The 21,710-nt window shown below is 64.1% G+C and carries 16 protein-coding genes and 1 tRNA gene; 8 read left to right on the top strand and 9 right to left on the bottom strand.

The features are described from left to right. Position 1 precedes the first annotated feature (1 nt). Positions 2-1,747: a glycosyltransferase family 39 protein gene (locus tag HXX15_RS08960; protein ID WP_296515192.1), complete on the bottom strand. Its 1,746-nt coding sequence runs from the start codon at positions 1,745-1,747 to the stop codon at positions 2-4. A 239-nt stretch (positions 1,748-1,986) separates the two neighbouring features. On the opposite strand from HXX15_RS08960, the gene HXX15_RS08955 reads away from it, so the two are divergent. Beyond that, complete coding sequence (locus HXX15_RS08955; RefSeq protein WP_296515189.1) at positions 1,987-2,784, top strand: aspartyl/asparaginyl beta-hydroxylase domain-containing protein; 798 nt, start codon at positions 1,987-1,989, stop codon at positions 2,782-2,784. A 30-nt stretch (positions 2,785-2,814) separates the two neighbouring features. On the opposite strand, the gene pbpC is transcribed toward HXX15_RS08955, so the two are convergent. Next, positions 2,815-5,007, bottom strand: a complete 2,193-nt coding sequence (gene pbpC / locus HXX15_RS08950) for a penicillin-binding protein 1C (RefSeq protein WP_296515188.1) — start codon at positions 5,005-5,007, stop codon at positions 2,815-2,817. Further along, on the bottom strand, positions 5,004-10,217 hold the full coding sequence (locus HXX15_RS08945; protein ID WP_296515186.1) for an alpha-2-macroglobulin: 5,214 nt from the start codon (positions 10,215-10,217) through the stop codon (positions 5,004-5,006). Before HXX15_RS08945 ends, pbpC begins: the two co-directional genes overlap by 4 nt. A gap of 276 nt (positions 10,218-10,493) precedes the next feature. On the opposite strand from HXX15_RS08945, the gene HXX15_RS08940 reads away from it, so the two are divergent. Next, positions 10,494-10,570 (top strand) — tRNA-Arg (locus HXX15_RS08940). A gap of 568 nt (positions 10,571-11,138) precedes the next feature. Here the strand turns inward: HXX15_RS08940 and HXX15_RS08935 are convergent. Next, on the bottom strand, positions 11,139-12,473 hold the full coding sequence (locus tag HXX15_RS08935; protein WP_296515185.1) for a methyl-accepting chemotaxis protein: 1,335 nt from the start codon (positions 12,471-12,473) through the stop codon (positions 11,139-11,141). Positions 12,474-12,848: 375 nt separating this feature from the next. On the opposite strand from HXX15_RS08935, the gene HXX15_RS08930 reads away from it, so the two are divergent. Continuing rightward, positions 12,849-13,064 (top strand): hypothetical protein, encoded by a 216-nt coding sequence (locus HXX15_RS08930; RefSeq protein WP_366558572.1) that lies wholly within the window; start codon positions 12,849-12,851, stop codon positions 13,062-13,064. Positions 13,065-13,237: 173 nt separating this feature from the next. Here HXX15_RS08930 and HXX15_RS08925 read toward each other — a convergent pair whose 3' ends face one another. Beyond that, positions 13,238-13,432 carry a hypothetical protein gene (locus HXX15_RS08925; protein WP_296515181.1) on the bottom strand — a complete coding sequence of 65 codons (195 nt, stop codon included), beginning with the start codon at positions 13,430-13,432 and terminating at the stop codon, positions 13,238-13,240. 296 nt (positions 13,433-13,728) lie between these two features. Between HXX15_RS08925 and HXX15_RS08920 the strand changes: the two genes are divergently transcribed. After that, entirely contained in the window at positions 13,729-13,917 is a 189-nt protein-coding gene (locus HXX15_RS08920; protein WP_296515179.1) for a hypothetical protein, read from the top strand. A gap of 129 nt (positions 13,918-14,046) precedes the next feature. Here the strand turns inward: HXX15_RS08920 and HXX15_RS08915 are convergent, their stop codons facing one another. Continuing rightward, positions 14,047-14,484, bottom strand: coding sequence for an FKBP-type peptidyl-prolyl cis-trans isomerase (locus HXX15_RS08915; RefSeq protein WP_296516887.1), 438 nt, complete (start codon positions 14,482-14,484; stop codon positions 14,047-14,049). A 415-nt stretch (positions 14,485-14,899) separates the two neighbouring features. On the opposite strand from HXX15_RS08915, the gene HXX15_RS08910 reads away from it, so the two are divergent. Next, on the top strand, positions 14,900-15,244 hold the full coding sequence (locus HXX15_RS08910; RefSeq protein ID WP_296515177.1) for a DUF6481 family protein: 345 nt from the start codon (positions 14,900-14,902) through the stop codon (positions 15,242-15,244). A gap of 72 nt (positions 15,245-15,316) precedes the next feature. Here the strand turns inward: HXX15_RS08910 and HXX15_RS08905 are convergent, their stop codons facing one another. Then, positions 15,317-15,550, bottom strand: a complete 234-nt coding sequence (locus tag HXX15_RS08905; RefSeq protein ID WP_296515175.1) for a pentapeptide MXKDX repeat protein — start codon at positions 15,548-15,550, stop codon at positions 15,317-15,319. Between the two features lie 291 nt (positions 15,551-15,841). Between HXX15_RS08905 and dctP the strand changes: the two genes are divergently transcribed. Genes dctP through HXX15_RS08890 form a run of 3 tightly spaced genes read left to right on the top strand, consistent with a single transcriptional unit; the run spans position 15,842 to position 18,764 of the window. Next, entirely contained in the window at positions 15,842-16,858 is a 1,017-nt protein-coding gene (dctP, locus tag HXX15_RS08900; protein ID WP_296515173.1) for a TRAP transporter substrate-binding protein DctP, read from the top strand. Then, entirely contained in the window at positions 16,855-17,409 is a 555-nt protein-coding gene (locus tag HXX15_RS08895) for a TRAP transporter small permease (RefSeq protein ID WP_296515171.1), read from the top strand. The genes dctP and HXX15_RS08895 overlap by 4 nt, the downstream gene beginning before the upstream one ends. Beyond that, positions 17,406-18,764 carry a TRAP transporter large permease gene (locus HXX15_RS08890; RefSeq protein ID WP_296515168.1) on the top strand — a complete coding sequence of 453 codons (1,359 nt, stop codon included), beginning with the start codon at positions 17,406-17,408 and terminating at the stop codon, positions 18,762-18,764. The genes HXX15_RS08895 and HXX15_RS08890 overlap by 4 nt, the downstream gene beginning before the upstream one ends. Before the next feature lie 20 nt (positions 18,765-18,784). Here HXX15_RS08890 and HXX15_RS08885 read toward each other — a convergent pair whose 3' ends face one another. After that, on the bottom strand, positions 18,785-19,690 hold the full coding sequence (locus HXX15_RS08885; RefSeq protein WP_296515166.1) for a hydroxymethylglutaryl-CoA lyase: 906 nt from the start codon (positions 19,688-19,690) through the stop codon (positions 18,785-18,787). Between the two features lie 6 nt (positions 19,691-19,696). Further along, positions 19,697-21,709 carry an acetyl/propionyl/methylcrotonyl-CoA carboxylase subunit alpha gene (locus HXX15_RS08880; protein WP_296515163.1) on the bottom strand — a complete coding sequence of 671 codons (2,013 nt, stop codon included), beginning with the start codon at positions 21,707-21,709 and terminating at the stop codon, positions 19,697-19,699. Position 21,710 lies beyond the last annotated feature (1 nt).

Below are 21,710 nucleotides of genomic sequence, written 5' to 3'. Positions count from 1 at the left end.
TCTATTCGGTGCCCTCGGAGCGGAACACCGCCACCGAAATTGCCCGGCCTTGCGAGAAATTATAGCCGTCGATCCGCGTCGCTACATTGTAGCGCAGCCCGATCGCCTGAGCACGCGCCGCGAAGGCCCGCTCGGTGCGGCTCTCGATCAGCGCGAACCGGCAACTGCCCTGCCCGAGAAAATCCGCGGCGCCGGAGCCGTCCGTCAACAGTGTCGAAGTTCCGGTCATGAAAACCAGACTCGCCTCCTGAAATCCGGCGGCGGCGGCCTTTGGCCCGACGCAGATGACGTTTCGCAATGCTCGGGCGATTTCGACGCTGGGAAACAGCGGCTTCAGCGTCGGTAGGACAATGCCGTAAACCGCGGCGCCGAGGAACAGCGACGCCGCCACCGCATTCAGCACCGAGCCCTCGGCGCGGTTGTCATCGAACAGCCGCCACGCAAACAGACCGAAGATCAAAGAGGCAGCCGCGAACGGCCAGGCCAGAAACACCGGCTGGCGTGTCAGCGCAATGGCGCCGATGATGACCACCGTGAGCATGATGGTGGGGATCGCAAACCACCACGCGGCGCCGCGGGTCAGCCAGGAGCGCGACAGCACCCGGCGCTCCAGCGCGCCCGCGGTCAGGATCGCGATCGCCGGATACAGCGGCAGCACGTAATTGGGAAGTTTGGTAACGACCAGCTCGAACACGATCCACGAGGGAACTAGCCACGCCAGCAGATATTGCGCGCCCGGCTCACGTCGCGCCCGCCAAACCGCGGGCGCGGCCATCGCCGCGAGAGGCGCACCCGGCCAGAATGCGACCCAGAACAGCAGGAAATAAACGCCCGGCGGCGCGCCGTGGGACTCCTGCCCGCTCGTAATCTTGCTCAGCATATCGCCGCCGATCGAGTCCACGAAGAACGCGTTCCCTGCGCGCTGGAAGATCGCCACGAACCACGGCAGCACCAATAGCAACAGCCATGGTACGCCCACGAGCGGCCGCAATTTCCACAGCCAAGCCGCCGACCGGTCGACAATAACCAGCGTAACGACCGTCAGCCCCACCAACATCAGAATCAGCGGCCCCTTGAGCAGAATGCCGGCGGCCAGCGCGGTCCAGAAGATCGCCGGTATTGTCCAGGATGGGGTCTGCGGATCTTCGCCGCGTTGCCAGGTCAGATAGGTCCGCGCCATTGCCCCCATCGCTGCAACCACGGTCAGCAGCAGCATCGCGTCGGTCTTTGCGAGCCGGGCTTCAGCGCCGAGCAGAACCGAGCTGCAAAGGATCAGTCCGGCCAGCACCGCGCCGCGCCGCGTGACGAACGCCAGCGCCGTCCAATAGGTCAATAGCACCGCGCCGATCGCACCGAGCGTCGAGGGAACCCGGTAAAGCCAGATTCGAACCTCGGCATGCGGCAGTCCCAGACCGGACGCGGTTTCGACCACGAGGGCCTGAAGCCAGTAGATCCCGACCGGCTTTTTGTAGCGCACCTCGTCCTGGAAACGGATGTCGACAAAATCACCAGTTTCGACCATCTGCTTGGTCGCCTGGGCGAACCGCGCTTCGTCGCGATCGATCGGCGGAATGGTGAAAAAGCCCGGAAGAAAGAACAAAGTACCGCAAAGCAGCAAGAAAGCGATCGCCCGGGCGTGGCTATGGGTGACCGCGTCGAGGACCGCTACAAGGCCACGACCCGCCATGGCACGGCGCGGCGGCTCGCGGCCGCTCCCAAATTTGCGTTGTTCCAAGGCATCCATCATGGGTTCGCATACGATGAAACCGGCACCGGGACAACCATTGCGGCGCACAACTTGGCCGAAAAGGTGATGCTGCGTCTGCCTCCTGGAACAAGGGATTTTTGCTAGCCGGCAAGTCGGGAACTTCGCCAATTCGGCTTGATGGGTCGTTGTAAATGAGACATCAAGGTGGCTCCGAAAAAGACGGCGCTCGCCCGACATAGAAAAGGCCACCAGATCATGATGTCGATATGAACCGGATCATGATCAAGCGTGCGCGCCGTATCATACTCTTGAGTCTGGTAGCGGCGATCGGACTGTATTTCGTACCCTATATCATGCTGTTCTATTTCATCTGCGGGGCAATCGACGTCGGCCGTCACCATAAGATTAGCTATCAGCTGATCGAAAAATACTTCATGGGCAACGGCATCCTGACCTGGTTTTTATCACCGCTGAATCTGCTGGCCGACCTGCTGGCGCAACGAAACAAAGGGATATACCGGCTTGAGGATTTGCCCCCTCAACATCGCGCGGAAATCGAGGAATGCGTCAATGCGTTCCGCCGGAACGGCGACCTGATCAAGGATCGCGTCGCCAAGACGCTGGGCAAGAGCACCCGCGGAATGCTGACCTTCAAATGGTTCAACGCGCAGCAAGCGACCGAATTGAAAATCCCGGAATTCGAGCGCGACTATCGCTATATCAAGACCATCGCCGTATCGGTCTTCAACACCCGTGAGCAAACATCGTGGCACTTCGGCCCGCTACGCCTGACGTTCCGCGTGCTCTGCAATCTCGAACCGGTCAACAGTCGCGACGTCAATATTGAGGTCGACGACAAGGTCCATTACTGGATCGACGATCCGCTGTTCATTTTCGACGATACGTTTTTTCATCGCTCGACCAACGCCGTCGATGCGGTCCGATGCTGTCTGTTCATGGACATCGTGCGGCCAAATCACGCCCAGCTCGCATTCGACCGCGCGCTCGATTGCGTGTCGTTCATATCGGGTTCGATGAAGACGCTGTTCTACAAGAACTGGTCGTTCATCCGCTGAGACATCGCCGGGCTCGCCATCCGGGCGGCTCTACTGGATTCTGACGACGACGGTGTCGGCGGCGCCCGACGCATCCATGACGGTCAGCCTGACAAAGCCCAGTCCGGGCGGTTCGACCAGCCGCTGGCGGCGGCTGCCGATTTCGCCGACCGACACGCCGTTGACCAGCATTGTCAGCGGCAATACCCCGCCGGCTACCTTGACCGGAAGCGCACCGGCCGCAGCCGGGCCGGTCGCATCGATGCGCGCGCCGTTCGGCGGAAACTGGATGTGCAGCGCCTGTTCGCCGCCGCTGCGGACCAGCTCCCCCGCCGACCGGAACCGCCGCAGCGGCAACGGCAATTTGGCATTGCTGGCGATCAGGGCGCCGCGCGGCGCGCGGGGCAGCGCCGTCGGCAATTTACCGGTGCGGGCGAAGGCATCGAACAGAATCGGCGCCGCTGCGGTGCGCCCGACCAACCCCGGCACCGGGGCACCGTCAGGACGGCCAACCCAGACACCGATCGTCATCCGCCCGTCGAACCCTACCGACCAGGCGTCGCGATAGCCGTAGCTGGTGCCGGTCTTGAACGCGATGCGGTTATGCGCGGCGTTCTCCGGCGGCGGAGTGCCGATCAGCACGTTGCCGACTTGCCAGGCAGCAACCTGATCCATTAGGCGCAGAGACTCCCGCTTGGCGTTGTTTTCACTCGCAATTTCACGAATCGGCACCGCCGTGCCAAGACGCGCCATTGCGGTGTAGAGCTGCACCAGATCGGTCAGCCGAATACCGACGCCGCCAAGCCCCATCGCCAGCCCCGGCGCCTCTTGCTTCGGCAGCACCGGATCGGCGCCGGCCTGCTTCAACCGCGACGCCAGCCGACTGGCGCCGACCCGGTCCAGCAACTCGATCGCCGGCACGTTGAGCGACAATTGCAGCGCGCGGCGGATCGACACCGTGCCCTGGAACGTCATGTCGAAATTTTCCGGCGCGTAAGTGCCGAACCGGATCGGCCGATCCTCGATCAGGCTTTCCGGGTGGACGAAGCCGTCCTCGAAGGCGAGGCCATAGATGAACGGCTTCAGCGTTGAGCCGGGAGAGCGGATCGCCCTTGTCATGTCGACCTGCCCGGCGCGGCGGTCGTCGAAATAGTTAGGCGAGCCGACATGGGCCAGCACCTCGCCGCTGGCATTGTCGACCGCGATCACCGCGACCGAAATGTCGGGCCCGAGTGCTGCGGCGCGATCGCGTGCCAGCGCTTCGAGCGCGCGCTGAATACCGGCATCCAGCGTCAGCCGGATCACCGCTGAATCCTTCACCGTGGCGATGGCCTGGTCTGAGGAATGCGGCGCCAGGATCGGCATCGGCTTGCGTTGACCCACCACCGGCGCCGCCCTCGCCTGCGTCGCGTCCTCGGCGCTGACCTGGCCATCCTGCACCATCCGGTCGAGCACGCGGTCGCGCGCCGCAGCGGCGGCTTCCGGATGGCGATCGAGCCGCCGTGTTTCCGGCGATTGCGGCAATGCCACCAGCAATGCCGCCTCCGCCAGCGACAACCGCTTCGGCTCCTTGCCGAAATAGGCGATCGAGGCGGCGCGGACGCCTTCCAGATTGCCGCCGAACGGCGCCAGCGCAAGATAGAGATCGAGGATCTCGTCCTTGCTGAGCTGCCGCTCCAGTTCGATGGCGCGGACCATTTGCCGCAATTTCGCGGCCACCGACCGCTCCCGCCGCGGCTCCAGCAGCCGGGCCAATTGCATGGTGATGGTGGAGCCGCCGGAGACGATATGCCCCTGCGTCACCAGTTGCAGCGCGGCGCGTCCGATCGCCAGCGGGTCGACGCCGTGGTGAGCGCGGAAGCGCTTGTCCTCATAGACCAGCAGCAGCTTGAGGTAGCCGGGATCAACATCGGTCTTCGAATCCACAGGCAACCGCCAGCGCCCGTCGGTCATCGCATAGGCCCGCAGCAGCTTGCCGTTGCGGTCGACCACAGTGGTCGAGACCTGCCGCGCCTCGGCCAGCGGCAGCGGCCCGAGCGAGGCCACCCAGGCGGCAAAGCCGCCGATCAGGGCGACCACCAACACCGCAACGGAGAGCGCTGCGATTGTCCACCAGCGCCTGCCCCGCGGGTCATGGCCGGGCTTGTCCCGGCCATCCACGGCCTTGTCTGGGAGACCGTCAGCCGTGGATGCCCGGGACAAGCCCGGGCATGACGGCACTGGCGTGATCGGCTTGTCGCTCATTTCGCCGGACGCACCTCGATCGCGCCGGTACCAGTGCGGCCATATCGCGAGGGGTTATACATGTCCTCGACATAGGCCTGCGGCAGCACGTATTTGCCCGGCGACACCGCGCGCACCACATAGGCCACCGTGAACACTGCCTTGTCGTTGCTGGCGCGGTCGATCGCGGCGGTGAAGCGGTCGTCACGGAACTCAGTGTTGGCGGCGTCCTTGCCGTCCTCGATCCAGTCCAGCTTCCCGGTATCGCCGGACGAGACCAGATGCGGATTGTCGATCTCCAGACCGGCCGGCAGATAGTCGGCCACCATGATGTGGCCGTATTCCGGGCTGGCCTCGGTGATCTTCAGCACCACCGCGAAGCGGTCGTTCTGCTTCGCCTTCGCCGGGTCGGCCGGCTCGCCGTCGAGCGTGAAGTAGTTGCGCTCGATCTTGAAGCCGTTCGAGGCCGCGGGCTCCGGGGTCACCGGCGCGCCGGTGACCGAGACCACCGCCTGCACCGGCGTATCGCCGGTGTTGGTGATCTTGATCGGTTGGCCCGCCATTTCGGCGGCCTTGTAGCTACGATACAAAGCGGTCTTCACCGCGCCGCCATTGACGTCGAGGGACATCGTCTCCTTCGCCAGCGCCCGTGACGCCAGCACCAACCAGGCGTTTTCCTGCGTCGAGGTGTAGGGCGTCAGACCGCGCGCCGCCTCGACCCGCTCGACTGCGTTGATCAGGGTCGCCTTCGGCGCGTTGCCTTCGCTGGCGAGCGAAACCAGCGCGGCGGCGTCGCGCAGCGCCGAGCCGTAGTCGACCCGCCCGAACTGCAGCACCGGCTTCGGCTTTAGGCTTTCGAGCGCGGCGGCATAGACCCGCTCTGCCCTGCTGCGATCGCCGACCAGCGCCAGCGCCGCCGCCAGTTGCGACTTGGCGATCGGCGTTGCCAGCTTGTCGAGCTTGGTATCGGCGAGATAGCGCAGATCGCCAATCGGCGCGCTGCCATTGCGGGCCAGCACATAGAGTCCATAGGCGAGATCGCGACCGCCGTCCTTTTCGGGTTCGTCGGCATTGACCACCGAATTGCGAATCCGGTCGAGCGCATTGCGGAACAGCAGGTCGGGCACCGCGAAACCCTTTTCGCGGGCGCGGGTCAGGAAGTCAGCCACATAGGCGTTGAGCCAGGCGTCATCGCCGCCGGCGGACCACAGGCCGAACGACCCGTTCGAGCCCTGCCGTGCCAGCAGCCGTTCGATCGCGTCCTTGATGCGCTGGTCGATCGCGGTATCCATCGCCAGATGCGCGCCGGCGGCGAGATCGTTGACATAAAGCAGCGGCATCGCGCGGCTGGTGATCTGTTCGGAGCAGCCGAACGGATAGCGATCCAGCGCCTTCAAGATGGTGGCGGCGTCGAGCGCGGTGGACATGCTGACCGACAGCGAGACACCGCCGGTGCCCGAGACCAGGTCGGAGAACATGTCCGAGGTCAGCGTCAGGCTTTCACCCTTCGCCAGCGTGCGGATCGAGCGGCGCGCCAGAATCTGCGTTGCCGGTTTGACCTCAAGCGCGTAGTGCCGCGCCAGCGTCAACCCGTTCGGCCCCTTGATGTCGACGTCGAGTTGCGCGCTGCCGGCGCCGCCGACCGCGTCGAGCGCCAGCGCGAGCGACACGCGCTGCTTGGCGGCGAGCTTCACCGTCGTGGTCGGATTGCCAGTGACTTTCACCGGACCGGAGGGTCTCACGCTGATGCTGTAATCGCCCGGTGCGCCTTCGACATTGTCGAGGTCGAAGCTCATGGTGCCGTGATCGCCGTTGAGCAGGAAGCGCGGCAACGTCGCGGTCAGCACCACCGGATCGCGCACCGTGACGTCGATATTGGCGCGGCCGACCTTGGTGGCGGTCCACGCCACCGCCATCACCCGCGCGGTGCCGGCGAATTCCGGAATCTCGAACGCGATCGTCGCGGTGCCATCGGCGGCCACGGTGACGATACCGGAATAGAGCGCCAGCGGCTTTTGCGTCGGCGGGCTGCCCTGCAGCTCGGCGCCGGCGGAATCGCCGCCCGAGCGGATCTGGCCACGGGTCCCCTGCATGCCGTCGATCAGCTGCCCATAGAGGTCGCGGATTTCCGAGGTCATGCGGCGCTGGCCGAGATAGTAGTCGTCTGGCGCCGGCGGCTTGTAATTGGTCAAATTGAGGATGCCGACATCGACCGCCGCGACCACGATCTTGGCGTCCTCGCCGGGATTGAGGCCGCCGAGTTTGACCGGCAGTCTGAGCGTGGTCGAGGGCCGGATCAAAGCCGGCGGCGACAGCTCGACCGACAGCGTGCGGGATTTCTTGTCGATACCGAACCACTTTAGGCCGATGGCGCGGCCGGGCATTCGAAGTGCTGCGGCATCGAGCGGCCGGCGTAGCGTCGCCACCATATAGGCGCCGCTGCCCCAATCCTTGCCGACCGGAATCCTGACCTGCGTGCTGCCTTCCTTGACGTCGCTGCTCTGGGTGGTGAGCAGCCGGTCGCCCAGCACGTTGATGGTCAGCTTGCCGGCGGAACGCGCATTGACCGTCACCACCATGGCATCGCCGGAGGCATATTCCGGCTTGTCGATCGAGGTTTCCAAAAGGTCGGGCGTGTCGGCGCTGCCGTCGGAATACCAGCCGACGTCGAATTGCACCGAGGTCAAGGGACCCGCCGCATCGGCGGTCTTAACGTCGAGCCGATAGCGGCCCGGCTGCGGGGTGAATTGAATTGGCGTCGGCTTGTCGGCGGCGACCGCGAGATCGCCGTCGGCAACACGCGAGGTGGATTTCACCGGCTCGTATTCCCACGACGAATTCTGCCGATACCACTGATAGCGGGATTCGATCTTCAGCAGCTCGTAGCGCAGCCCGTCGCGCGCCAGCTGCTTGCCGTCCGGCGCGACGAAAACTACGTCGAATTTGGCGTTGTCGCCCTCGCCGACATTGTTGCCCTTGAACAGCGGCTTGACGCCGATCATCGCAGCACCCGGCGCGACCGGCAGCACCAGCTTGCGCTCCACCGCGCGACCGCCGGCTTCCGCCATGCGGATGAAGATCTGGGCTTCCTGCGGCCGGGTGGAGGACGGCGGCTTGGCGAGGCTGACCGGGAAGGTGGCGACGCCATTGGCGTCGGCGTCGGGCAGATTCTCGATCGGGGTGCGTTCGTTGCTGGTGGTTTCCTCGTCGGCGACGCCGAACTGGTAGCCGTCGAATCCGGGCCGGCCCGCGGCCGGCGCGACCAGAAGGTCGCCTTCCAGCTTCAGGCCGGATGCCGGCGCGCCATAGAGGAAATGGCCGTCGACTTTCAGTTCCACTGGAACGTCAGCCTTGATCTGCTTGTCCTTGCTTGAAATGTCGAATTCGATCCGATCCGGGATGTAATCCTCGACCATGAAGGTGGTCTCGCCGACCGGCGCCGCCTTCGGGTCGGTGAAGGCCCGCGCCCGCCAGGTCCCTGTCGGGACCGCGGAATTCAGCGGCAAGGTCAGGCTGTGACCGCCGGCGCCCTGATCGGCGACCACGGCGCGGCGGTATTCGACCCCGTCGGGGCGTTCGACCACCAGCGTCAGCGGCGCGCCGGCGACGGCATTGCCCTGGCCGTCGCGCAACAGCGCGGTCAGGTAGACCGTCTCGCCGGAGCGGTAGACGCCGCGCTCGGCATAGACGAAGGCGTCCGCACCCGCCGGTACCGCCCGCCCGGCGACGCCGCGGTCGCTGAGGTCGAAGGCGTTGGATTTCAGGCTGAGAAAGGCGTAGTCGGCCTTCTCGCCGCTGACCGTCAGCAGCGCCGGCGACAACCCGCCCTCGCCGCGCGCTAGCCCGGCCTCGAACAGCACATGGCCGGACTCGTCGGTCTTGCGGGTGGCTAGGATCTCGTTATTGCGGGCGACCAGCCGCACCTCGGCCTTGCCGACCGCGTCGGTCGAGGCCAGCGAGTTGACGAAGACGTGGATGCCGTCATTGCCCGAGAAGGCGGTGAGCCCGAGGTCGGAGACGATGAACCATTGCGTCGCCAGCGAACCGGATTCGTCGCCGCCGGAGCCGGGGCCCTTGGCGGCGGCGGTCATCACATAGACGCCCGGCTGCAGATCGCCGAGTACCTGATCGACCGGGAACGCGGTGGTGACGTCGGCGTTCAGCGTGGCGGCGGTTTCCAATTCGCCCGACCACACCTTCATGCCACGCTCATCGCCGAGATCGGACAGTTCGTACGAGCTCAAGCTACGCTGAAAATCGCTGCCTATCACGGTGTTGATCAAATTGCGGTCGCCGATCCGGAACACCTGCACCGACACCGATTTGGTGTTGACGCTGACCAGCGGAATCCCGCGCTGGCCGGTGCGCGGCAGCACATAGGCCCGCCCGGTGAAACGCACGAAGGGCTTGCGGTCGCGGACATAGATGTTGAACTCAGCCGACTTCGGCAGGCTTTCCTTGACCGTCGACGGCAGCCCGGCGCGCAGATTGATGTTGTAGCGTTCGCCGTGCTTGAGGCCCTCGACGCAGAGCTGCTTGTCCTCCGAGGTCAGCGCCGGCTTGTCGCTGCCCGCCAGCGCCAGGAACGGGGCAAAATCGGTGCGCTTGGCAAGATCCTCGGAGAATTGGAAGCAGGCTCGCGGCGAGGCGGAATCCGAGTCGACGGTGTAATCCAGTAGTCGGAAGCCGTAGTCGTCGCGCAGCCTTTCATACTGTCCGCGCACCTCGGCGACCTCACGCAGGTCGAGCGACAGCCGCAACGCATCCAGCGCCGGACGCCACAGCTTGCGGTCGGACATCGCGCGGCCGAGTACCGCCAGCGCATCAGCTTCCTCGCCGGCATTGCCGGCGCGTTGGTAGGCCAGATAGGCCGCAGTCGAGGCCCGCTCCAGCAGGAAGGTATGCTCGGAGCTGGTCGGGGCGTGGATCTGGAAGATGGTCTTCGCCAGCCGCAGCCAATTGCCGGCGTCGTCGGGGGTTACCGCGACGATCTGCCCCATGATCTGCAGACCGCTACGGTAATCGCCGCGCTTGAATGCGGCGTCCGCATCGGTTCGCAGCGTCGCCGCCGACTTGTTGACCGCCCCGGCCTCGGTCTTGATCTGGGCTTCGAGCTTGATCGCCGAATCGGCGAGATCGTCGCGCTTGAACGCCTTGTCCGTCGCCTGCGCGCAAACCAGCCCGAATGCGAGCGTGGCGCAAAGCGTGACGGCGCGAACCAAACCGATCATGGTGAACTCCCTGCGCGGACGAATGCCGCTTGCCGAAAACAAATCCGCGAAAGATGACGGGCTGATGGCCTCTGCCGACCCAGACGGAAAAAGCCGTGCGCAGTTGACCGTGACGGTCACGCCAGTTGCCGACCCAGGCCTCAGCCATCTTCGCGTGCGGGCGCGCCGAACACAACGCCGCCCCTTCGGTTGGACGCCGGGTCATGCCAAATGGTTCGGAAAAGTTCGGACCGGGGGGCGGATTTTTTGTTTCGGCGATGATATGAAGGCGCCAACGGTCCCATAGCTCAACTGGATAGAGTAACGGATTTCTACTCCGTGGGTTGCAGGTTCGAATCCTGCTGGGATCGCCAATTATTTCAACGGCTTAAAAGAATCAATCAGAGCGGGGCCACGTCCCAGCAGGTCGCAATCGTTCCTGCGATGGTTCAATGGTTTAAAGACATGAGTGGCATCTCCATGCGACGCGAATGCGCAAGAAAGGACTTGCCGTCCTATTGCCGGCTCCGATCGAAGTTTTTAGGCACGAGTATTTGGCGATTGTGACGGGGTTGTCTTTCAGGTCGCGGCATGGTCGCGACGATTGCATTAAGCACCTGCATCCAACGTCAGCTTCCCCTCCCCGATAGCCTTCGACCGGGCATGCCGCCAGTGATGCCGCACGACCGAACCGGCAACTGGCGTTGCCAGCACAGCCGCTTCTTCCGGCTGCGCGAGAAACAACCACCCTGACCTGAGCCCCGCAAATTCCGCCAAGAATGGCTAGAATCTATCACCTCGGAAGGGATGGGCCCATGAAGCCAATCCGGTTCACGGAAGAGCCGCCAAAATGATGAGAGACCAAAGGCCATCCACATTGCATCCTGCGATCAGAATCATTCTGCTCGCAGACAGTTACCAGCCGGCCTTCTGCCAGCGGTATTAAGCCGCAAGTATCTTGGCAAGGAAATGGTCTACGTTGGCACGCAAGGTCTCCGCCTGCCCCCCCAGATCTTCGGCCAATGCCAGAACCTGACCCGCCGCCGTGCCCGCTTCGCCTGCCGCACGGGTGACCCCGAGGATAGAGCTTGACATCTGGCTGGTGCCTGATGCCGTCGCCTGGACGTTGCGGGCAATCTCCTGCGTCGCCGAACCTTGCTCCTCGACCGCGGAAGCAATCGTCGTCGCGATCTGATCCATTGCCCCGATCGTTCCGCCGATGTTCTTGATCGCATCGACGACCTCGCTGGTGGCCGTTTGCATCGCGGCGACTTGCGCCGAGATGTCCTCGGTTGCCTTTCCTGTCTGGCTGGCGAGCGACTTGACTTCACTTGCCACGACCGCAAAGCCCCTTCCGGCTTCGCCGGCGCGCGCCGCTTCAATCGTTGCATTCAAGGCCAGGAGATTGGTCTGGCTGGCGATGTCGCTGATCAGTTTGACGACGTCGCCGATCTTCTGCGCGGCAGCGGAAAGGCCCTCCACCGTCACATTGGTCCGGGTCGCCTCTTCGACCGCCTGGCCGGCGATCTGGGTCGACTGGTTCACCTGACGCCCGATTTCGGAGACCGAAGAGGACAGCTCTTCGGTTGCGGCGGCCACCAATTGAACATTGCCTGAAGCCTCCTCAACCGCGGCGAGAACACGGGTGGCCTGCGTGGTGGTATCCTCAGCGGTTATCGACATCCCGTGCGACGTGGTCCGCATCTCGGCGGCGGTGGAGGCCAGCGATTTCACGAGGCCGCCAATCGTGGTCTCGAAATCCCGGGCAATTTGCTGGGTTTGCTCCCGAGCTTCCGCAGAGATACGCATCCGATCGCTTACCTCTACGATATAGCAGAGGATCGCATCGCCGCCGCGATACTTCGCCGGTACCCAATATGCATCGATGTGGACCGGTCTTTTCGAATCGAGAGTCTTGCCCTCGAATCCTTGATAATGAAACATCTTGCCTTGCTTGAGTGTTTCTGCGCACTCCTTGAAGATATCAGTGGTCAAGCGGCCATTCTGCTGACGCTCAGCCACGACCTTGGCCGGTCCGGCTTCCAGCACCTGGCTTTTGTCCTTCACGCCCAGAATTTGAACAGAGGCATCGTTGCAATGGACATACACGCCATTCTGCCGAATGAGCATGGCAATCGGGCTTGAATCGAACGCCACCCGCCAGATCTCGACGAGGTCGGCGTCGGTTCGGTTCAATTTGTCGCGACGGAAAAGGATCACAACAAGCGTCGCCATTGCCACGAGCGCAACAAGTCCCGCTATTTCAAGAGCATTCATCTGAGAGGTTTCCATGACGCGAAAAGATCAGGAGGAATAGGCCGTTGAATGAGTTAAGAGTTCATTAGGTAAATTTATCCGCTGGTGATCGCACGAGGGCGGGAATGGTGCTCCGCAGCGCTGCATTGGCGCCTTGCCGGCATGTAAGAAATTCGCTGCGCAAACGGCGGACATCGTCGGCGAAACACGAGATCGTTGCGGCCGATCCAACTGATTGGACGGCTGACTGGATCTGAGCGTCAATTGACGTTGCCCCCGCGGCCTGGTCCAGGTTGAAGTTCGTTCTGGCCCAAGACGAGGACCAGAGCATGAAGCGCATTCGCTTTTCGGAAGAGCAGATCAGCGGGATGCAGGAAGCGAAGTTCGGCAGGATGGATGTCTTGGAGGCCAAACGGCCGCGCTCGCTGCAAGAGGTCGAGCTGGTCTCGATCAACAACAACTATGCGGTTCAGGCCAGCCTCAATCCCGCCACGGCTGAAGGCGGTCACCGGCGTTTCCGCCAAGATCACCGTTCTACCGCCCGACACCCTGCCCCGCGCCACTCATAAGGCCAAACGGGTGGAGGATCGCCGCACCAGTGTGTGGAACTGAGCTTGCCGTCACTGCTTACAGATCGGCAACCACGGCGTCCTGATCCCCGCGCAGATGCATCGTTGATTCGCTGCAATTACTTCGTATCCAGGTCGTGACCTCGGATCTCGACCACTTTTCGCCGCGCAGGTTCGAATCCTGCTGAGATCGCAACTCCGGTTTGGCCGCCAAACCTATTTCTTTTCGAGCGCGTCGCGCTGCGCGATCAGCTTGTCGAGTTCCTCGGTTTGCTGGGCGATCCTGTCGGCGGTGCGTTCCTCGTCCTGACCGCCCGACGAGCCGGTGGCCTGCTCCACCAACTGCCGGATGTTATTGCGCAGGATGGCAATGCGATCCTGAAGTTCTGGCAAGGAATAGTCTCCGGACATCGTCAAGGCTCCAATTGGGTTTGGTCAGAGGTATAAGAAACAACGATCCCAGATGCGGTGAAAAACCCTGCCACTCCACCCGCACAGCAGAGAATCGCTAATACGCGATTCCAAGCATGATGCAGCAATGCCAGCCCGCATCCGAGCTCAACTTCGGTTCTGGTGAAAGTAGGTAGACTTTCTGCCGCTTGGCTGGCCGTCCGGTAGCGACGACCGTGGGACGGTACCAGTAATAAGTCGTCGGTGCCGCCGGAATTGGACCGTCGAATCGCACCAGTCCGGGATGATTCTGACGAATGACCCTCATTCTGGCCCGGGTCTGCTTCACTGCCGCCTGCTTGATATCCGACCTCGCGAAACCACCGATCGCACCATCGGCCACCGGGGCGGCCGAGCTGTCTGTGCTGGGGATTAACAATGTGAAGGCCGTCGTTGCGGCCAACATGAACTGGACAATAGATCGACGTTTCATGACTGCTCCCTGAGCCTTTGGGACCTTGGCGCTTCGCCGAGGCCCCACAGATTTACCTTCAGTTGAAAACGGACGGTACAGGGCGCGCGGGACGCATTCTTGACCCTTGTCAAGGATGCGTGCCCCTCAAACCCCGCACTCATCACTTCACGCCAAGCAATTCGACCTCGAACATCAGCGTCGCGTTCGGCGGAATCACGCCGCCGGCGCCGCGCGCGCCATAGCCGAGCGCGGGTGGGATGATCAAGGTGCGCTTGCCGCCGACCTTCATCGTCGAGACGCCTTCGTCCCAGCCGGCGATCACCCTGCCCTGGCCGATCGGAAATTCGAACGGCTCGTTGCGGTCGACCGAAGAGTCGAATTTCTTGCCCTTGACGCCGTTCTCGTAGAGCCAGCCGGTATAATGCATCACGCAGGTCTGGCCCTTGGTCGGCGAAACGCCGGTGCCAACCGTGCTGTCTTCGATCTTGAGGCCTGAAGCTGTGGTCATGATCTTCTTTCCTGCGGCCTGAGCCATTGCGGTGGAGACCGGCGCGGTCACCGCGACGGCCGAACATGCGAAAACCAGGGCAAACACCATCACGGCGCCGGCACGGTGAACAACGGGCATTGAGTCTCCCTCGGGATGGTTGGCTTTGGGGATCGCAAGCGGCGTTGTTCTAGCGCATTGCGATGGGGCTCCACAACTGCGGCCCCGGGCCGACCAGGCCGCGATTTTGGCTGTCCGATCATGGGGATCGCCTTGCGCGACCGGTTCCCGGAGCTGCATTGGATGGGCTTGCCGCGGCAATCATGGGGCACGGATTCGGACCGCACCGGGGGCGGCCGCGGCGGGCGGTTTTCGCGCGGCATCGGCAAAACCGTGCAGATAATTGATGCGTTGCCGTGCAGTCGGCTGTAAACCGCTCTGCACGATCCAACTGTGCCAGCGCCCCCGATTTGCAGCGGCAGATGCGCGGCTCGCCACCAACAAAGAAAGCGACAAGGCCGGTAATATGAGCGGATTCAAGGAACCAAGCTTCGCGGACCGGCAGAAAGCGGCGATGGAAGCCCGCAAGAGCATTTTGGAGAAGTTCAAGGCGAAGCCCGGCCCCGACGATCCGTCGGTGCTGCAGCGGCAGGCCGAGCGCGAAGCTCAAGCCGCCACCCGCGCCGCGGCCAAGCTCGCGCGTGACGCCGCAAAGGCCGAGCAGATCCAGCGCGAAGCCGAACTGGCGGCAGCGGCCGCGGCCGAGAAAGTCCGACTCGAGGCCGAACAAGCCGCCCAGGAACTCGCGCTCCAGGCCGAACAAAAGGCAGCCCGCGACGCGCGCTATGCCGCGCGCAAGAAGCGCAAGTAGCGCAATCGCGCGTAATAGAGGCCGGAAACAGGCCCGTCCGATCCGGACGAGCCTGCGACCCGCTGGTGCCGCTTACTTCTTCATGCCGTCCTTGTGCATGCCGTCGTCCTTCTTCATGCCATCCTTCGACATGGTATCTTTCTTCATGCCGTCGTCCTTCTTCATGCCGTCCTTCGACATGGTGTCCTTCTTCATGCCGTCATCCTTGCCCATCTTGTCCTGAGCGAAGGCGGCGGGCGCCAGCGCGAGGCTGAGCGAGATCGCGACGGCGGAGATTCCGAGGGCGATGCGGGTGCTGATCGTCATAGCTATGTCATCCTGTTGGTGCGGTTGAAGTGCGGCGTCAGTCGCCATAGTGATGACGCAGGGAACCGCCGGATGTTACATCGCGCGGCAAACCTTTTTTAGACCACTGACTCGCCGAGCGTGTGCATCGCAACATGTGGGACCGGATCAGTTGCGGCCGGCGCGCATTCTTGCGACTTCATCCATCCGCAATTTCCCGCCGCGACAGGCGACCCTTCGGCTAATTGCACCGATAATGCATTTGGTCTAGCAACGAGCGCTATAAACAAGAACGGCCCCAGGGAGAGCTAGATGATCACACGTCGCCACCTTCTCGGGACGGCTCTTGCCGCCCCCGCCATTTTGCACTTCGGTCCCGCTCAGGCTGCGACCACCCTGAAAATCTCGCATCAGTTCCCCGGCGGTACGATCGACAAGGGCGATTTCCGCGACCGGCTGTGCCGCAAATTCGCCGAGGAGATCGGCAAGCGCAGCGGCGGCGAACTGGTCGGCGAGGTTTATCCGGGGTCGTCGCTGATCAAGACCACCGCGCAATTCTCCGCGATGCGCAAGGGCGCGCTCGATCTCAGCCTGTATCCGATGCCCTATGCCGGCGGCGAATTGCCCGAAACTAATATCGGCCTGATGCCCGGCCTGGTCTCGACCTATGAGCAGGGCCTGAGCTGGAAGACCAAGCCGGTCGGTAAGGCGCTCGCGGACTTCTTGGCCGACAAGGGTATCATGCTGATCACCTGGGTCTGGCAGGCCGGCGGCGTCGCCTCAAGGACGCGGCCGCTGGTCGCGCCGGAAGATGCCAAGGGCCTCAAGGTGCGCGGCGGATCGCGCGAGATGGACATGGTGCTGCAGACCGCCGGCGCCGCGGTGCTGTCGGTTCCCTCCAATGAAATCTACGCGGCGATGCAGACCGGCGCCTGCGACGCCGGCATCACCTCCTCCACCAGCCTGATCTCGTTCCGGCTCGAGGAAGTCGCCAAGCACCTGACCTCCGGCGCCGGAACCTCGTACTGGTTCATGCTGGAGCCGCTGATGATGTCGAAGGCGATCTTCGACAAGCTGCCGCAAAAGCATCAGGACATCATCCTCACCGTCGGCAGCGAGCTCGAAGCCTTCGGCAAGGAAGGCGCGCAGGCCGACGATATCGAAGTCACCAAAGTCTACGAGAAAGCCGGCGCTAAGATCAGCGTGCTCGACGAGCCGACCGTCGCCAAATGGCGTGACATCGCGCGCGATACCGCGTGGAAGGACTATGGCGCCAAGACCGAGATGACGGCCAAATTACTCAAGCTCGCTACCGACTCCGCCGCATGATGCATGGTCCGTTGCAGGATCATGGCGATGCCTCCGGCACCGCCGCCAGCCAAGGCATGGCGGCGGCGCTCGAGCGATCACTGGCGTTGCTGAACAACATCATCGTGGTGGTCGCGGCGATCGCGCTGGTCGCCGCCTGCGGCATTCTCAGTTACAGCGTGCTGACCCGGAGCCTGTTCCACACCGCTACCTACTGGCAGGACGAAGCGGCGGTATTCCTGCTGGTCGGCGCCACCTTCCTGACCGCCGCCTATGTGCAGGGCCAGCGCGGCCACATCGGCATCGAAGCCTTCGTCGGACTGCTGCCGCCGCTGGCGAACCGCATCCGGCTGTTGCTGGTCGATGTCGCGAGCCTGGCGTTCTGCGCGTTCTTCGCCTGGAAGTCCTGGACGCTGACCCACGAGGCCTTCGTCGACGGCCAGGTCTCCAATTCGATGTGGTCGCCGCCGCTGGCGATTCCCTACGGTCTGATGGCGGGCGGCATGACGCTGCTATGCCTGCAGATCCTGTTGCAGATTGCGATTTCGTTGAGCCGGACCCACCGCCCGTGACCGTCCTCGGAATCGGCATCAGCTATGGCGCAGCCACCCTGTTCGCGATGTTCTCCGGCATGCCGATCGCCTTTGCGCTCGGCGCGGTCGCCGTCGTGTTCATGGCGATCTTCATGCCGGCGGCCTCGCTCGATACCGTCACGCAGAACGTCTACGAAGAAATGGCCTCGATCACGCTGCTGTCGATCCCGCTGTTCATCCTGAAGGGCGCGGCGATCGGCAAGTCGCGCGCCGGCCAGGATCTGTATTCGGCGCTGCACGCCTGGCTGCACCGGGTGCCGGGCGGCCTCGGCGTCGCCAACGTGTTCGCCTGCGCGCTGTTCGCCGCGATGGCGGGATCGTCGCCCGCGACCTGTTCGGCGATCGGCTCGGCCGGGATTCCGGAAATGCGCAAGCGCGGCTATTCTGGCGGCTTTGCCGCCGGAATCATCGCCGCCGGCGGCACGCTCGGGATCCTGCTGCCGCCATCGATCACGATGATATTGTTTGCCGTCGCGGCGGAAAAATCGCTCGGCCGGCTGTTCCTCGCCGGGATCGGACCGGGCCTGCTGTTGGTGTCGCTGTTCGGCATCTACGCCGTGGTGCGATTCCGCAAGGAATACGCCACCGCCAAGGCGGTGTACGAGACGACCGGACAGGATTCGGCGATCCTCAAGCGCGACGACTTCACCATGGCGGAGCGCTTCGGCGTGCTGCCCCGGGTGCTGCCGTTCGTGATCCTGCTGACCGGGGTGATGATCGCGCTGTATGGCGGCTACGCCACGCCGTCGGAAACCGCCGGGCTCGGCGGGTTGTTGGCGCTGGTGCTGATCGCGCTGATCTACGGCGTGTGGCGGCCGGGCGATCTCGCTCCGATCCTGAAATCGACGATCCGGGAGTCCACCATGCTGATGATGATCATCGGCATGTCGCTGCTCTACTCCTACGTGATGAGCTATCTGCACATCTCGCAGTCGGCTGCGGAAGCGATCGTGGCGATGCAGCTGCCGCGCTGGGAATTGCTCGCTGCGATTCTGGTCATGGTGGTGATCCTCGGCTTCTTCCTGCCGCCGGTATCGATCATCCTGATGACCGCGCCGATCATCCTGCCGCCGCTGCGCGCCGCCGGCTTCGACATCATCTGGTTCGGCGTGGTGATGACCATCGTGATGGAAATGGGGCTGATCCATCCGCCAGTCGGCCTCAACATCTTCGTGATCCGCAACGTCGCGCCCGACATTCCGCTCAGCGACGTGATCTGGGGCACGCTGCCGTTCGTGCTGCTGATGATGGCCGCGGTGGTGCTGTTGTGCTTCGTGCCGGGGATCTCGACCTGGCTGCCGGATCTGGTGATGGGGCCGGACGGCGGACGATGAGCCGACGCCTGACGTGCGCGCTACTTTGCCGCCCGCCGCTTCGCATTGAGCGCCGACGCCACCCGGCTGACCGGCGGTCGGCCAAGCAGACCGGCGATGTCATTCGTCGCGGCCACCAGCTTTTGCATGTCAACGCCGGTTTTGATCCCCATGCCTTCCAGCATGTAGATCACGTCCTCGGTGGCGACATTTCCGGTGGCGCCGGGCGCATAGGGACAGCCGCCGAGCCCGCCGGCGGCGCTGTCGATCACGCGGGCGCCCTCTTCGAGGCCGGCATAAAGGTTGGCCAGCGCCTGGCCGTAGGTGTCGTGGAAATGCATCGCCAGCGACTGCATCGGCACCGCCTCGGCGCAGGCCCGGAGCAACGCCCGCACCTTATTCGGCGTGCCGACGCCGATGGTGTCGCCCAATGACACCTCGTAGCAGCCGAGGTCCCACAGCATGGTGGTGACGTCGACCACCGCCTGCGGATCGACCTCGCCGTCGAACGGGCAGCCGAGCACGCAGGAGACGTAGCCGCGGACCTTGATGCCGTCAGCAGTAGCGCGGGCGATCACCGGCTTGAAGCGCTCGATCGATTCCGCGACCGAGCAATTGATATTGGCGCGGGAAAACCCTTCCGACGCCGAGGCGAACACCGCGATGACTTGGGCCCCGGCGTCGCGCGCGGCCTCATAGCCCTTTTCGTTCGGCACCAGCACGTGGAATTCGCCATCGCGCCCGCCGACCGCGCGCAGCACCTCGGCGGAACCGACCATCTGCGGAATCGCCTTCGGCGACACGAAGGCGCCGACCTCGACGGTATGCAAGCCGGCGCCGAGCAGCGCTTCAATGAAGGCGATCCGGTCCGCGACGCTGACCGCGGTCTTTTCGTTCTGCAGCCCGTCGCGCGGGCCGACCTCGACGATGCGGACGGTCTCGCTCATGTGGCCTCACGCGGCGTCGGGTTCGATCTCGGCAAGTTCGACGCCTTCCTGGACGATGTCGCCGACCTTGCATTTCAACGCCTTCAGCACGCCGGCGAACGGCGCCCGCAGGGTCTGCTCCATCTTCATGACTTCGAGCGTCAGGATCGCCGCGCCCTTCGCCAGATGCGCGCCCTGCTCGGCCAGCAGCGCCACCACGGTGCCGGGCAGCGGCGCCACGATCTTGTCCTCGCCGACCTGCTCCTCGTCCTCGCCGCCGAACGGATCGACCCAATGCAGGTCGAAGCGGCCATTGCGGGTCCGCAGATAGAGTTCATGGCCCTCGATGACGGCCACCACATGCGAGCGCGCGCCGTCGAGCGTGATGTCGAGGCCTGCGCCGCTCGCGGCGGATTCGAATGCCAGTTCGCGCTCGCCGATGGTCAGCGTCGATGGCCCACCGCCATAATGCAGCGTCACCCGGGTGTCGACATGGTCGGCGCCCTGGCCGCGCCGGAACACGAATACGCGCTTGCGGCGGCCGACCGGCATCCAACCCGAGCTGCGCCACGGCGAATGCGCGTCCGCCCGCGCCGCCTCGGCTTCCGCCTGTAGGATCGCCGCGACCGCGCCGCACAGTTCGAGATCGCTGGCGATCGGCGCCGCCGGCGTCAGCGCCTTCAACTCGCGTTCAATGAAGCTGGTATCGATATTGTTGGCGCGCACCTGCGGATGGGTGATCAGCGCCGACAGAAACGGCAGATTGGTGGTGACGCCGCGAACGTCGGTGTCTTCCAACCCGCGGTTGAGCCGGTCGATCGCGGCGTCGCGGGTCGGCGCCCAGGCGATCACCTTGGCGAGCATCGCATCGTAATAGGGGGACACCGCGTCGCCGGTCCGGTAGCCGGCGTCGATCCGCAAGCCGTTGGTTTCCGGCGGCGTCCGCCAGGTCTTGATCGCGCCGACCGACGGCATGAAATTCTTGTGAGGATTTTCCGCATAGACCCTCGCTTCGATGGCGTGGCCATTCAGCGTGATCTGGTCCTGCTTCAGCGGTAGTTTCTCGCCGAATGCCACCCGCAACTGCCATTCGACCAGATCGATCCCGGTGATCAGTTCGGTGACCGGATGCTCGACCTGCAGCCGCGTGTTCATCTCGATGAAGAACACGTCCTTGCCGTCGGAGACAAATTCGATGGTGCCGGCGCCGACATAGTTCACCGCTCCGGCCGCCTTGCGCGCGGCGGCGCACACCGTCTCCCGCTGCGCCGCATTGAGTGTCGGCGACGGCGCTTCCTCGATCACCTTCTGGTGCCGGCGCTGCAGGGTGCATTCGCGCTCAAACAGCGACAGCAGATTGCCGTGGCTGTCGCCGACGATCTGCACCTCGATATGGCGCGGGTTCTGCACGAATTTCTCGATCAGCATGCGATCGTCGCCGAACGCCGCCTTGGCCTCGCGCTTGGCGCTGACGATCGCCGCAGCCAATTCGCCGGCCGAACGCACGATCCGCATGCCGCGGCCGCCGCCGCCGGCCGAGGCCTTCACCAGTACCGGAAAGCCGATCTTGTCGGCCGCTGCCGCCAGCGTCGTCTCGTCCTGCGCCTCGCCGTGGAAGCCCGGCACCAGCGGCACGCCGGCCTTCTCCATCAACTCCTTGGAGCCGGATTTCGAGCCCATCGCGGTGATCATCGCCGCGGTCGGACCGACGAACACGATGCCGGCGTCGGCGCAGGCCTGGGCGAATTCGGCGCTCTCCGACAGAAAGCCGTAGCCGGGATGGATCGCTTCGGCGCCGCTCTGCTTGGCCGCCGCGATGATGCGCTCGATGTTGAGATAGGAATCGCGGGCGCGCGCCGGGCCGATCAGCACCGCCTCGTCGGCCAGCCCGACATGCAGCGCGTCGCGGTCGGCCTCGGAATAGACCGCGACGGTGCGCAGCCCCATGGCGCGGGCGGAGCGGATCACCCGGCAGGCGATCTCGCCGCGGTTGGCGATCAGCAGGGTACGGAATCGCCGATAAAGTGCAGACGGTGCCATC

This window comes from Rhodopseudomonas sp. (assembly GCF_013377015.1).
Classification (GTDB): domain Bacteria; phylum Pseudomonadota; class Alphaproteobacteria; order Rhizobiales; family Xanthobacteraceae; genus JARJEH01.
The sequence above is the reverse complement of the archived record's forward strand: the minus strand, read 5'-3'. Positions and strand labels throughout refer to the sequence as shown.